Here is a 13937-nt window from a genome sequence, read left to right as displayed (position 1 = left end):
CTAATTACTCCCCCTCAGAAGGGGGGAGTAATTAATGGGTTAGATTATTTGCAATCTGTTGATGCGCCTTCTTTTACCCATACGTCGCTATTTGCTGGGTTATCGCCACGGGTCCACCATTTCGCACGGTAAACGTTACCTTCATAGGTGGTGGTGTCGCCGCCGTTGTAGACCAGGTCAGAACGCCAGTTCATCTTCACGTTGCTTACCAGCTCCCACGCGTCCATACCGAAGCCAGGCTGATTGCCCTGAGTCCAGTATTTCGCTTTCCACACGAGGTGGTCGAAGCTTACGGTATCGCCGTTGTTATAGATTTTGCTCGCGTCCCACGCAGCGTATTTGCTGGCGTTGTCATCGACAGGTGCGTCGCAGCTGCCAGCGGTATCATCAGCTGGCGGGGTTACGTCGTCAGCCGGTGGTGTGACGTCATCGGCAGGAGGCGTTACGTCGTCAACCGGTGGGGTTACGTCATCGGCAGGAGGCGTTACCTCGTCAGCTGGCTTAGGCTCCACCGTCACCTGCACGTCAGACTGCACGCTGGTTTTACCGTCCGTCACAATAACGCTCAGGGTGTAGGAAGAAGTATTGTGCACTTCTGGCGCAGTGATGCGAACGTTGGCCGAATCAGTGCCGGTCGCGTTCATATCAGCCGGTACGCTCCAGCTGTAGGTCAGCGCGTCACCATCAGGATCGGATGCCTGTGCGTGCAGAGAAATTGCTTCACCGGACTGAACGGTAACGGCTTCCATAGCATTGATTACCGGCGCCTGGTTGGCTTTAGGCGCTTTATTCACAACCTGGACGTCAACAGCATTGCTCAGCCCTTTAGCGTCGGTTACGGTCAAACGGAAGACCAGGTTCTGGTCGCTTGTCACAGCCGGAACGCTAAAGCTGGCTTTTGCTTTGGTGCTATTGGCGATGGTCACAGAAGGGCCTGAAACCTGCGTCCATTTATAGGTCAGCGCATCGTCGTCCTGGTCGCTAGAAGCAGAGCCATCCAGGGTCACGGTTGCAGGACCGGTGACATTTTGATCGGCAGCTGAAGCCACTGGCGCATGGTTAGTCTCAACAGGCAGATCCGGGATGGAACTTCCGCCCAGCAGGCTTTCGTTCATGGCGTTCAGGATATCGCCGTTATCAGACTCGATAGACCATGCGAACAGTCCGCCCAGGTTTTTGTTCAGTACGTATTTGCCTTTCGCCATAACGGAACGGGCGTTATCGTACGTCACCAGCTCACCGGTGGACTTGTTGAACACGTACGGCGCTTCAGCCGCTTCGTCATATTTGTATTCCCAGCCCGGTTTGCCCAGCATCTGGTTGACGATTTGACGATAGTCAACGATACCGTTTTCCCATGTCCCTTTAATTGGTCCGGTTGCGGTGCCGGTAAATGGATTATCGCCGGTATAACCATGAACGCCGGTCCAGCCGCGGCCATACATACCTGCGCCTACCACGATCTTGCCTGGCTTAACGCCCTGCTCCAGCATCGCTTTCACCGCGTTATCGGTGGTGTAGTTAGTGTCTGGTTTCCAGGAAGCACCGTACAGGGCGGTCTGGTGGCCCAGATCGGTATTGCTCCAGGCACCGTAGAAGTCGTAGCTCATCAGGAAGATATGGTCGAGGTACTGCTGCGTGGTGTTATAGTCCACGTCTTCGATCTTATCTTTACCGGCACCGATTGCAGTAGTCAGCTCGTAGGTACGACCGGTTTCCGCAGACAGTTCATTCAGCATCTGACGCAGGTCGTGCATCAGCGCGGTGTAGGTGGCTTTATCGGTCTGAGGATTGCCGAGTTTGGCGTTTTCACCGCCGCCGCCCGGGAATTCCCAGTCAATATCCACGCCGTCAAACACTTTCCAGGTGGTCAGGAAGTCTTTTACCGACGCCACGAAACGGTCACGCAGTACTTTGTTATCCATCTGATAGAACGGATCGGACAGGGTCCAGCCACCAATGGATGGCAGAATTTTCAGGTCAGGATGGGCTTTTTTCATCGCCATCAGCTGCCCATAGTTACCTTTGTAGGGATCGTCCCAGTTGCTTACGCCTTTCTGCGGTTTCTGCAACGCAGCCCATGGATCGTGAATGGCCACGGTGTAGTCCTGACGGCCAGCACAGGCGCGTTTCAGGGATTCCAGTGCACCTGAAGATTTGGCGCTGTCGTTAATACCGTCGCCGCCGCAAATTGGAATAAAGCCGTACAGCAGGTGGTTAATGTTCGCGACCGGGATCTTATCCGCAGAGAAGTTTCGATCGTAAACGCCCCACTCAGGGAAATAGGCACCGACGACTTTATCGGTATGCTGAGCGAAAGCTTTGTTATTTTCCAGCAGCGGCGTATTCAGCGGCAGCAAATGGCTTCCGTCGGTATCCGCCACGATAATCAGTTTGCTTGCGCTTTTGGTACAGCCGCTGTCGTTACACAGTTCGACCTGTTCCTGATAGCGGCCCCCTTTTTTGACTTTGAAGGTCGCAGAACCCGCCGCGCTGCCCGCGCCGGTCCAGACGGTCTTGCCGTCCAGCAGCACTTTTGCAGACGTTGGGGCGTCACCGCTCCAGACGTTCCATTCCACTTTTACATCAACACCCTCTTTATGCACTTTGATGAGGTTGTTGTAATCCTGTGCCGCCTGATCCACTTCTACCAGCGCAAATTTATCATTGCCCGATGTAATAGAAGGCGTACCCGGCGCAGCTGCAAATGCGGAGCTGGTGGCCGCCGCAATAAAGAGCGCCAGATATTTTGGTTTCATAAATTTCATTTTTATTTCCTGATAAATTTATTTATAACGTAATAACCCATGCCTTCCGTGAGATCATGGATGCGTTTCGCGTAATGCGTATTTAACCAACGTGAGTGCCGTGAACAAAAAATTGTTGCTGCGCTGTATTCCTCCATAAAAAGATACAAGCCAAATCCCGTGTAGCTTATATCTCCTACGATACACCGAGCGTAAAGAGTCGTCCTTCTCTCCCAGCATCAAAAAGATTTATAAAAAACCTTGACCAGTATATTTAAAATGTGAAAGCAAACTGCTGACTAATAAACACCACGATTCCAGAAAAGGCGAGGTAAGGACCAAAAGAAATAGTGAGGTTATTTTTATTTAAATTATTGACGGCGAAATAACCGACAATACCGCTTAACGCTGCCGCCAGTTCAATGGAGGGTAATGCCTGCCAGCCGCACCAGGCGCCCAGCGCCGCCAGTAGCTTAAAATCCCCGTAACCCAGCCCTTCTCGTCCGGCGATCAGACGAAAAGCCCAGTAGAGCAGCCAGAGCGACAGATAGCCCGCCACCGCGCCAAACAGCGCAGCGCGTAGCGACAATGTGTGGTCAATAGCATGGAGCACTAACCCCGCCCACAGCAGCGGCTGGGTCAGGCAGTCCGGCAACAACTGATGCTGCCAGTCGATCATGGCCAGCGGCAGTAAAAAAGCCGCCAGTAACCACAAAGAGAACAGCGCCTGAACGTCCGGCATGCACCAGGCCGTGATGCCAAAAAACAGCGCGGAGAACAGTTCCACCAAAAAGAGTCGCAGCGGGATCGCGCTGCCGCACTGGTGGCAGCGCCCCCGTAATAACAGCCAACTGAGCAGCGGGATATTTTCCCATGCAGCAAGCGTGTGCTGACACACCGGGCAGTGCGAGGCAGGAAAGAGCAGATTGCCGCTCCCCTCCTCATCCATCACCATTCCCGGTACGCGCTCGGCAACAACGCCGAGAAAACTGCCCATAATCCCGCCCAGGATAGCACTCATCATCGGGAAACCGAGCGGACAGGCCTCCCGCATCAGCGTGAAGGTATTCATGCGCTTTTTGACCAGGTAAGCTGCACCTGTGCTTTCACATCGCTGAGGTGGTCAACCGGCGTGAGGTTTATTTTTTGCAATGTCACGCCGGAGGTCTGATTAATTTCACGCAGCCAGCTTTTTAATTCATGTACATTTACCCGATTCACCACGAACGATAAAGTTTGCCCCTCCTGGCGCACATCCGTCAGTGAAAGATTAATTTCATGAGCGCTGTTCTCGACCACCGTACGCGGATTATTCGTTTTAACTAACTGGACCTGAAGATGATTTTTATCAATTTCACTGCGCATCCAGTTGAGCGTCTCTTTTTGTCTTTTAAGCGTCGATTTACTATTTTGGATCATATTATCCAGGGGAATTACTCCTGTGTAATACACTGCAGCCCCCACAATGGCAACGGCACATATTTTTAAAATGATTTTTTCCCGGGCGCTGTAATTCAGATAGCGTGATTTCAGCTGCGCGATTCGCTCTTTCATTTATGTTTCCCTGCGATCATGGCGGTATACGGTTCGGTTGTTGAAACAGGTTGTAAGGTAAAATCAAAATTCTCACTGGTCTGGTTCACAAACGCCTGCAACGCGGGCTGGCTTTGCGCGCTAACGCTCAGCGTCAGGGTGTTTTGCTGCGCATCGTATTCCAGCAGATCGATCTCCATCGCAGGGACTGACTGCCGGGCTTTCTCCAGCTCCTCAAGCTGAAGAAAGAACCCCTTGCTCTGTTTTTTCAGGCTTTGGCCAAAGTGATATTTGATATTGGTCTGCTGGCGCATGCTGGGGAAATGGTGCTGATAAACCTGAACGATCTCCTGCTGAACCCGATTTTCCTGCTGCACCAGCATCCAGGCCATCGCAATGCGCGGCCCCAGCAGCAGACCAACGGACAGCAGGCCCGCCGCTATCATCGCTGCTTTCATGCTTTTTGCGGCCTGGCCATGACCGGCCTTAAGGCTGAATTCACCGTGAAGCAGATTCACACGACAGGTTTTCCACTGCGGCTGGATCAGCACCAGCGGGTGCTGCCAGGCATGCTGTACGTCAACGTGAACGTCCGCAGGCGCGTCGCCGTAGCAACACACTTCCCCGTCTCCGGCTTTCTGCATCAACAGCGGCAGCAGGGTTCCCTCCATTTCACCCGCCACGTGGGGAGATAAACGCAGCCAGTAGCCTTTATCCTGTGCGACCAGCGTGCTGTCCCCTGCCGCCACGGGCAGCAGCCAGGCATCAGGCAGGGCCTGAATCACGTTTAATCCGGCCTCGTGACAGCGGGTCAATGCCGCACGCAGGCGGTCGGCGTCAATGGCAACGGCGTCGACGTCAGCGCCTTTTTTGTAGAGCACCGTCCAGTGGAGGTTGTCCACGTCGCCAATCAGCGTCTCTTCCGCCATCCACGAGAAGGCCATCGCCTGAGAAGCCACCTTTTTCGGCAGCGTGAAATGGCGGAAAATCATGTCGCTGGCGGGCAGCAGGAGACAAACGCGTGTAGCCAGCGGGTGTTCGGCCAGCATCTCCAGGCTGTCGAGCACCTCGACGCGCTCGCTGCCGAACTCACAGCACATTATTTTCCCGCCCTCGCGGCTGTCGGGGCGAACAAAAAGTACCTGTTTCATAACGTTCTACTTTTCTTATTCAATCATTCGGTAACGACGCTGCCACGTCACGATCTCACCGGCTTCGTTATTCATCTGAAGCTGGCTGACCACGCGAAGCGTTAATTCATCGGTATTGCCGCTGTAATTCACGCGGAAGTACCGGCTGTTTATAGAAAATTGATCTGCCACCTGCGGGAGATCGTCTTTTAACTGCGGGAAGGTCTGCTCCAGCGCTTTGCTGAACGCGTCCATATTTTCCCAGCCCGATTCCGGACGTGTATCCAGCAGACGAACCGCGTCATCCTGCGTGAATTTTCCCGGAAACATGGCCGCCAGCACAGCGGCCTGTTCCGGTTGCAGGGTGTTAACGTCCACCTTGCTGGCGGCGTCCGGCAGCGCGCATAACAGCTTGCTCACCTTCGGATATGCCGTAACCGGGAACGCTGGCAGCAGTTTGATCTCCGCGATGCTGCGCATCATCTGGTTTGCCGGTTGCCGGGCGGGCACGACGCCAGCCCACGCATCGCTTTCGGCACCCTCTTTCGCCGTGGTGCTGTCACCATCGAGATAATCCACCAGCTGGAAATAGACCGCCTCCGCCGTGCCCGGACTGAGCCCGCTTTCCGTCAGGAGTTGTTCAACAATCCGCTCTTTACGCGGTTTTTCCGCCACCGCGGGAGCGCTTTGCCCCTGGGGCGCGACGTCGGCGGTCAACAGGTTATTGACGTTAAAGCAGTCCTGAGCGTCTTCCACCTGGCTCACGACCGTGTAGTCTTCTCCCTGCGTCTCCAGCGGCTGATGCCAGTCGCCGTCCAGCGCCAGCGGCTTGCTCTCGCCGCTGGCATCGGTCTGTAACCTGTCCTTCACCACTTTTTCCTGGGCCTGCATCGCCCAGCGCAGCTGCTGCTGGCTTATCTGATAATGCGTTTTCTGCAAATTACGGCAGAACTGCTGGCTGATTTTGGCGGCCAGCGCCGACATCATCACCAGCAAAATCAGCACCACCAGCAGGGCGACGCCCTTTTGTTGACGGATTCGGTTCATGGTCTGGTCTCCGGCGAAGGCGCAGGGGCTGCGTCCGGAGTCGTCGCAGGCGCGTCGGCGGCTTTCTCTGGGGCCGCGGCAGCGGCCACCTCCGGCATATCCCCCGGCGTGGTGAACACCCAGCGCCAGGTATCCCCGTTTTCCATCGTCAACGTAACCTCCACGCCGTCCGGCAGATGGGCGGCGTCGTGCCAGGATGTCAGCCAGCCCTGACGATAAAACCGCCACTGCAATGCTTTAACACCGCTGACAATCGGCACTTCGTCAGGCTTAACGTCCACCGGGCCGTCAATGACCGGCCAGACGTCGCGGTACAAACGCCCCTCTTCCAGCCGCCAGCGCACGCGCTCCAGCTGGACCGTTCCGCTCACGCCATTCAGGGTGGTCAGTTCAAGGGCATCGCCCTCCTGACGGAACCGCTCTGGCTCATTACGCGGCGCTCGCGCCTGTAGCTGGAAAAAGTCGCGCTCCATCAGACTCCAGCCGCGCTGAAGCTGGTTGAGCTTAGCGGCACTGGCATCGGTGGCCGAGCTGGTACGCATCGCGCCGTCCAGAATTTGCCAGGCCAGGGTGCTGATTACCGCGAAAATAGTCAGCGCAATCATGATCTCCAGCAGGGTAAATCCGCGCTGGCGTCGCGTTTTCTTCACTTGCTCTCTCCCGGCGGAATGATGTGCAGGGAAACAACCGGCTGGCTCTCATCGCCTTCCGCATAGACGCGAATGGAGTTCGCCCAGCCGTTGTCGGCGGTTTTCACCCGCTGCTTACGCCAGTTCCAGCTGCGCCCGCCCATGATTTCCGTCCCCTGCTGCTCAGCATCCGGGAAGTCGGTTTTGGTGAGTTGCGCTTCCGCCAGCTGATTTTCCGCCACCCAACTGGCCTGCAAGGTATCGGCCAGACCATGGGTAAAACGCACGTTCAGGGAGACCGAGTTCATTAGCGCCAGCGCGGAGGTGGAGAAAATCACCAGCGCGACCATCACCTCCAGCAGCGTCATCCCCTTTTGCTTTGTGTTGTCGTTAGCCATCGTTTTCTACCGATACCGGCGCCGCACCCTGCGACACCACGCGGAAATGGTGCTGTTTGTCGTAACTTTGCAGCGTCAGCGTAAAGCGGCTGATTTCACCGTCCGGTAAAAAGATCACCTGTGGCTCGGACGCCACCGTCGCGGCCAGGCGCTGCGGCGAGAGCGACACGTGCATCTCTTCCGGAAAATCACCTTTGGTGGTAATACGTCCGGCAGATAATGGCACCCAGTGACGCTCGCCATTTTTATCCGCGATCGTCACCAGCTGATATTTATCAGTGGCGATCACCAGCCCGACAATATTTCCGTCCATCACCGCACGGTCTGAACCATAATCAACGAGCGCTTTTAATTGCTGGCCAAATATATCCGCGCCGCTGCGCGAAGGAATGGTGGACACCACCATCATGGCGCAGCTGGCAAATATCACCAGCGCCAGAATAATTTCCAGCAACGTAAAGCCGCGTTGATTTTTCATTACTTCTCGTTCTTATCCAGAGACCAGTTGGTAATGTCATCGGCAGTATTCGCTTCGCCGTCCGGACCCGCAGAGAAAATGTCCACCGCACCGTGTTCACCTGGGCTGACCAGAATATAATCGCTGCCCCATGGATCCTGCGGCAGGCGGCGAATATAGCCATCCGCGCGATAGCCGTTCGGGATTGGTGCGATTTCCGGCTTCGTCACCAGCGCCTGCAAACCCTGCTCTGTGGTCGGGTAGCGGTGGTTGTCCAGCTTATACATATCCAGCGAGCCTTCGAGCGCGACAATATCGCTGGTCGCCTTTTGCGTATCCGCTTTTTCTTTATTACCCATTAAGTTTGGCACTACCATACTCGCCAGAACGCCGAGAATAACAATCACCACCATTAATTCGAGCAATGTGAAGCCCGCCTGGCGAGCCAGGTTTTTACGTTTTAGAGCCATGATTTAACCTACCATATTATTAAGTTGCAGAAGCGGTTGTAATATTGAAAGAACGATGAATAAAACAATCGTCGCCATGGATACCACCAGCGCCGGTTCAAATACCGACAGCGTTAATGTAATTCGATGCTGTAATGCCGATTCCTGATTTTCTGCAGCGCGATCCATTAAATTACCTAATTCCCCGCTCTCTTCACCGGAGGCAATCATATACAGCATGGTTGGCGGGAATAATTTCGCCTGTTCCAGCGCCGCATACAGCGACGCCCCCTGACGTACGGTATCGGCGGCCTGCTCAAGCACCTGACGGGCATAGAGATTTTCAATACCGTCCATCGCGATATACATCCCCTCCAGCAGCGGCACGCTGCTGGCCTGCAAAATGCTCAGGGTACGGATATAGCGGGCGCTGTTGATGGCGCACACCAGCTTTTTAATCGGCGAGCCGTTCACCAGCCAGCTGTGCCAGCGAAAACGGTTTTTCACGTTTCGCACCCAGGTTTTGAAGCCGACGAATGCCCCCGCCAGGCTGCCGACAATACAGATACCCCAGGCTTGCAGGAAATCACTTACCGCAATCAGCGTCCGGGTGGTGATCGGCAGTTGCTGTTTCATGTGGGTAAACTGCTCAATCACCTGCGGCACCACCGCCACCAGCAGAATGCCGATCACCGCGATAGCGACCACGGTGAGGGTAATCGGGTAGACCATCGCCTGCGTCAGCTTGCTTTTCATCTTCTGGCGCTGTTCGTTGTACTCCGCCAGCTTCTCCAGCACGTCGCCCAGGTGGCCGGTCTTTTCACCGGCCATCACCAGCGTGCAGTAAAGTTTGTCGAAGGTGCGTGGAAACTGGCTAAAGGCGTCGAACAGCGTATGCCCCTCGACCACCTTCTCGCGGATCTCCACCACCATCGCCGCCAGCTTTTTATCTTCCGTCTGCTTAGAGATCGCCTTCAGCGCACTTTCCAGCGGCAGCGCGGCGTTCACCAGCGTCGAAAGCTGACGGGTAAACATCGACAGCACCGGGGTAGAGAGCTTCGCCCCGGTTTTCGCTTTCCCGCCTGTCGCCGTTTCGCGGGTTTCGGTGATACTCACGGGCATCAGCTTTTGCTCGCGAAGCCACTGGCGAACCTGCTTCTGTCCCTCGGCCTGTAACGTCCCGCGCTGGGTTTTTCCCGCGGCACTCGTCGCCGTCCAGGCGTAGAAAGCCATTACGCATCCCCCCCACGCTCGGCGGTGACGCGCATGACTTCTTCCAGAGACGTCACGCCGCTAATCACCTTCAGCAGCCCGTTTTCACGCAGGCTGTAGGCCTGCTTAAAGAGCTGCGTTTCTATGGACATTTCGTCCTTATCTTCATGGATGGCGCGGCGCATGGTACTGTCCACCACCAGAAACTCATGAATACCGGCGCGGCCCTGATAGCCGCTCTGACGGCAGTGTTCACACCCCACCGCGCGATAAATCGCTTTTGGCGGCGCGTCCATAAAGCTGAACAACGCTTTTTCATTGGCATCCAGCGGACTGGTGGTCCGGCAGTGCGTACACAGCCGACGCACCAGACGCTGGGCAATGACACCGAGCAGCGATGAACCGATTAAAAACGACTCCAGCCCCATATCCCGCAGACGGGTTATCGCCCCTGCGGCACTGTTGGTGTGCAGCGTCGACATCACCAGGTGACCGGTCAGCGACGCCTGCACCGCGATCTGGGCGGTCTCACCGTCGCGAATTTCCCCGATCATCACCACGTCCGGGTCCTGACGCAGAATCGCGCGCAGCCCACGGGCAAAGGTCATGTCCACGCGCGGGTTAACCTGCGTCTGCCCCACGCCTTCCAGCTCGTATTCGATCGGGTCTTCCACGGTCAGAATGTTGCGCTCGTGACCGTTCAGCGCCGAAAGAATGGCGTACAGCGTGGTACTTTTACCGGAACCCGTCGGGCCGGTAACGAGGATGATCCCGTGCGGGCGGTCAATCAGCCCTTTCAGCTTCTCCAGCTCTTCATCAATCAGCCCAAGCTTGTTGATGTCGGGCTTGAGATTGCTTTTATCGAGCAGGCGCATGACCACGCGCTCGCCGTACTGAGACGGAATGGTCGACACACGCACGTCGATGGCCTTACGACCAATGCGCAGGGAGATACGTCCATCCTGGGGGAGACGTTTCTCGGCGATGTCGAGTTTCGACATCACCTTAATACGCGACACCAGCAGCGGCGCGAGCTTACGCGCCGGTTGCAACACCGGGCGCAGCACGCCGTCAACACGAAAGCGGATGCTCAGCGTGCGCTCGAAGGTTTCGATATGAATATCCGACGCGCCGTCCTTCACCGCCTCGCCGAGAATGGCGTTGATCAGGCGGATCACCGGTGAGTTTTCGTCGTTATCGAGCAGATCTTCGTTATCCGGGATCTCCTCGGTTAAGGCCATCAGATCGATATCCGCGTCCATGTCGTCCACCAGCTGCTGCGACACGCCGCTGCTCTGCTGCCAGATTTTGGCCAGCATCTCGTCAAACGCTTCCGGCGTCACAGTGACGGGGATGAAAGCACGGCCCAGCACCCGGCGCACCTCCAGCAGAGCATGCGCAGGAGTGTCGTCCCGGATATAGACATCATTGTTGTAAAACAGAACGCCGTTATCTTTTGCGTAGTTGCTGCTACTCAGTGTTTTACTCAGTTCGTCCACGTTACCCCTCCGCGCTATTCTTTAAACGGATTGCGCGTGGCGCTGGTTTTCACCGGTGCGGCGCCAGTGCTTGCAGAGGGAAACGCGGGCAGGACGGCGTTGTCAGTCGGCTCAACAATACCGAGCTTTTTCTCCTCCACTCGCTGCATCTGGCGCACCCGGATCTGGTCATATTTCTCTTTCGAGGCCGCGCTGTAGTTGTCGTCGTCACGCAGGACGGTGGTATGAATAAACACCATCAGGTTGCGTTTGGAAGTATCCTGCGAGGTGTAGCGGAACAGCTGACCGACCAGCGGGATATCGCCGAGCAGGGGCACTTTGGACACGGACTGTTTGGTCACATTTTCCATCAGACCGCCGAGCACCACCGTCTGACCACTGTGGACCATCACTTCGTTATTAATCGTGCGCGTGTTGAAGGTTGGGCCGAGGCTGGAGTCTTCCGTCGCGCTGTTGTCGACACTCGACACTTCCTGCTCAATCTTCAGATGGATCATGTCGCCATCGTTAATCTGCGGCACAATCTTCAGCTTGGTCCCTACAGTTTTACGCTCAACCGAGTTAAAGACGTTGTCGCCGCTGGTGGTTTGCGAACCGGAAAGCACCGGCACATCCTGACCGACGTTGAACGACGCTTCTTTGTTATCCAGCGTGACCACGCTTGGCGTGGAGAGGATGTCATTTTTGCCGTCAGTGGAAAGCGCGGTCACCAGCGCACCGAAGTCACCGTTAAAGAAGCCGGTCGCAAGGCCAGTGAAACTTGCCCCTTTCATGGTGCCATTTTTAATCTGGCTGATTGGCAGGCCGGTGGAGCCAAACTGCACCCCGCCGTGCTTGCTGGTCCACTGCACGCCAAGATCCAGGCCGTTACCGTCCTGCACTTCGGCAATGATCGCTTCCACCAGCACCTGCGGACGGCGAATATCCAGCTTGTCGATCACTTTCTCGAGGGAGTTCATCACGTTAGGCTGTGCGGTGATCACCAGGGAGTTGGTTGACTCGTCGGCGGTAATATTCAGATCGGTTGAGGCGCTCGCGGATTTCGCTTTGGCCGCACCCGACTTGTCTTTCAGCTGCTCACCAATCCCGGTGAGAACCGGCACCACTTTGGTGGCGCTGGCATACTTGAGGTAGAAGACGCGGGTATTGCCCTCGTTATTCTGCTCACGATCCAGCTGATGAATAAGGGAACGGGTGCGCGCCCGCGCATCTTCCGCGCCGCTGATCACCAGGCTGTTGGTTTCGTCATCCGCGACGACTTTAGTCGCCAGCTGCGGCGCGTTCTGCCCTTTCTGTTCTTCATTGTTGAGGTTATTCAACATCTCCGAGAGTTCTTTGGCGGACGCAAAGCGCAGCGGGATGATTTCGCGACGCTGGATGCCGTCTTTATCGACGCGCTGCACCAGATCCACCAGCCGGTTCACCACCGAGGCTTTACCGGTTAACAGCAGGACGTTGGACGGCTCAAAGTGGACCACATTCCCGATACCGGTGGCATCGTTGAGCTGACGCAGCAGCGGGGCCAGCTCACGAACAGGCACGTTTTCCATGCGCACCACGCGGGTGATGATCTCGTCACCTTTGCCCGGATTTTTGCTGTCTGCCAGCGGCGCACCTGCGGTACGCGCTACGCTTGAGCGCACCACTTTGACCATGCCGTTGTCCATCGGGATCACCGACAGGCCGTAGAGATCCAGCACGCTCAGAAAGAATTGATAGTACTCATCTTCTGTCAGCACGTTGTAGGTTCGGACCGAGACGGTTCCCTGGACGGACGGATCGACCAGAATGGTTTTATTGAGATTGCGGCCTACCGTATCGATAAACTCGCGAATATCAGTATTTTTAAAACTCGCGCTAAAGTTAGCTGCAAGCAGCGAACTGGAATATAACGACAATGCGGTCAGCGCCACGCACGCCCAGGGAATTTTTTTCATGTCTGCACACTTTTTAATTGTTTAGAACATTAATCCGAATATTTTCAAGGTGAGCGTGACGTCGTACGATGACCTCCGCTTCTTTCATTTTTGACCAGTTGGCAATAATGCTTTTCGCTTTTGCTTCATCGGTCATATCGACAGAGTTAACCTGAACCGCCACATCGCCTTTTACCAGACCTGACTGGCTGTAAAAGGCGGAGGCATTCCTTGGGTTTATCCTGTAGCCTTCCAGTCGGCCCTTTTCAATTATGGGTTTTAACACCAGATAATCATCAAGATGCACACTCTCTGCGCCAACATCTTTTGTCGATTTCGTTACCGGGCCGCTATCCACGCCACCCTTAAAATAGTCCGGTTTATTTAATGCCAGAACCTGCGTAGTACCTTCATAATTAACCACCACATTATCTTTGTTTATTTCCTGAATAAATGCGTCGTTAAATCCAGAGAGAGGTTCACCCTCACGGTAGCTTCTCTGACCGCCTGGCGTTTTGATGACAGCAAAGGAGAGCCAGGCGTCATCGCTGTTCACAATACCTTCGATTTCAGCTGCCAGCGGGGCTTTCACCGCACCCGGTAAGATTTCCTGACGCACGGCTGCCGTAAAAAGCGAAAAGGATTTCTCTTCGCGCGTTTTTTTCAGCGGCTGTTGATCGGCATTAGCCAACTTATTCATAACTTTTTTATAATCTTTAAAGGTGAGATACCCTTGCTGGCCGCAAAAGATCAGCAGCACAAACATAATACAAGGCGTTATCCACCGTGAAAGAAATGAGAACCTCATTTTTTATCCGGCCTATAGCAAAGCAAAAATAAGCAGCGTCATACTGCGCCAATATGGATGAAAATAGTAATAAGCTGGTGCAAATGCGACCACTGACTTCGCCGCTAACTTT

13 protein-coding genes are annotated in these 13937 nt (G+C 55.1%); all 13 read right to left on the bottom strand.

What is annotated here, in order from left to right; all coding sequences use genetic code 11:
* Nucleotides 1–44 precede the first annotated feature (44 nt).
* The 13 genes from ACQG03_RS07690 to gspC all read right to left on the bottom strand — a co-directional run bounded on the left by ACQG03_RS07690 (nucleotide 45) and on the right by gspC (nucleotide 13783).
* Nucleotides 45–2768, bottom strand: a complete 2724-nt coding sequence (locus ACQG03_RS07690) for a glycosyl hydrolase family 18 protein (protein ID WP_058646187.1) — start codon at nucleotides 2766–2768, stop codon at nucleotides 45–47.
* A gap of 253 nt (nucleotides 2769–3021) precedes the next feature.
* Nucleotides 3022–3819, bottom strand: coding sequence for a prepilin peptidase (locus ACQG03_RS07685; RefSeq protein ID WP_063163399.1), 798 nt, complete (start codon nucleotides 3817–3819; stop codon nucleotides 3022–3024).
* Nucleotides 3816–4301 (bottom strand): type II secretion system protein GspM, encoded by a 486-nt coding sequence (gene gspM, locus ACQG03_RS07680; RefSeq protein ID WP_063163400.1) that lies wholly within the window; start codon nucleotides 4299–4301, stop codon nucleotides 3816–3818. The genes ACQG03_RS07685 and gspM overlap by 4 nt, the downstream gene beginning before the upstream one ends.
* Entirely contained in the window at nucleotides 4298–5431 is a 1134-nt protein-coding gene (gene gspL, locus ACQG03_RS07675) for a type II secretion system protein GspL (protein WP_063163401.1), read from the bottom strand. Before gspL ends, gspM begins: the two co-directional genes overlap by 4 nt.
* Nucleotides 5432–5446: 15 nt before the next feature.
* Entirely contained in the window at nucleotides 5447–6457 is a 1011-nt protein-coding gene (gene gspK, locus ACQG03_RS07670) for a type II secretion system minor pseudopilin GspK (RefSeq protein ID WP_048966127.1), read from the bottom strand.
* Nucleotides 6454–7107, bottom strand: a complete 654-nt coding sequence (gspJ, locus tag ACQG03_RS07665) for a type II secretion system minor pseudopilin GspJ (protein WP_063163402.1) — start codon at nucleotides 7105–7107, stop codon at nucleotides 6454–6456. The genes gspK and gspJ overlap by 4 nt, the downstream gene beginning before the upstream one ends.
* On the bottom strand, nucleotides 7104–7484 hold the full coding sequence (gspI, locus tag ACQG03_RS07660) for a type II secretion system minor pseudopilin GspI (protein ID WP_048966125.1): 381 nt from the start codon (nucleotides 7482–7484) through the stop codon (nucleotides 7104–7106). The genes gspJ and gspI overlap by 4 nt, the downstream gene beginning before the upstream one ends.
* Entirely contained in the window at nucleotides 7477–7962 is a 486-nt protein-coding gene (gene gspH, locus ACQG03_RS07655; RefSeq protein WP_023299697.1) for a type II secretion system minor pseudopilin GspH, read from the bottom strand. Before gspH ends, gspI begins: the two co-directional genes overlap by 8 nt.
* The gene (gene gspG / locus ACQG03_RS07650) at nucleotides 7962–8411 is read right to left on the bottom strand and encodes a type II secretion system major pseudopilin GspG (RefSeq protein ID WP_023299696.1); all 450 of its coding nucleotides are present in this window, start codon (nucleotides 8409–8411) and stop codon (nucleotides 7962–7964) included. The genes gspH and gspG overlap by 1 nt, the downstream gene beginning before the upstream one ends.
* Nucleotides 8412–8414: 3 nt before the next feature.
* Nucleotides 8415–9623 (bottom strand): type II secretion system inner membrane protein GspF, encoded by a 1209-nt coding sequence (gspF, locus tag ACQG03_RS07645; protein WP_063163403.1) that lies wholly within the window; start codon nucleotides 9621–9623, stop codon nucleotides 8415–8417.
* Nucleotides 9623–11101 carry a type II secretion system ATPase GspE gene (gene gspE, locus ACQG03_RS07640; protein WP_063163404.1) on the bottom strand — a complete coding sequence of 493 codons (1479 nt, stop codon included), beginning with the start codon at nucleotides 11099–11101 and terminating at the stop codon, nucleotides 9623–9625. The genes gspF and gspE overlap by 1 nt, the downstream gene beginning before the upstream one ends.
* 14 nt (nucleotides 11102–11115) lie before the next feature.
* Nucleotides 11116–13038, bottom strand: coding sequence for a type II secretion system secretin GspD (gene gspD / locus ACQG03_RS07635; protein ID WP_063163405.1), 1923 nt, complete (start codon nucleotides 13036–13038; stop codon nucleotides 11116–11118).
* A 13-nt stretch (nucleotides 13039–13051) separates the two neighbouring features.
* Nucleotides 13052–13783, bottom strand: a complete 732-nt coding sequence (gspC, locus tag ACQG03_RS07630) for a type II secretion system protein GspC (RefSeq protein ID WP_032671003.1) — start codon at nucleotides 13781–13783, stop codon at nucleotides 13052–13054.
* Nucleotides 13784–13937: the final 154 nt, after the last annotated feature.

Origin of the sequence: Enterobacter cloacae complex sp. 342H5 (assembly GCF_050030905.1) — a bacterium.
GTDB classification, from domain to species: Bacteria; Pseudomonadota; Gammaproteobacteria; order Enterobacterales; family Enterobacteriaceae; genus Enterobacter; species Enterobacter intestinihominis.
Note: the sequence above shows the minus strand (reverse complement) of the source record. Positions and strands in the feature narration are given on the sequence as shown.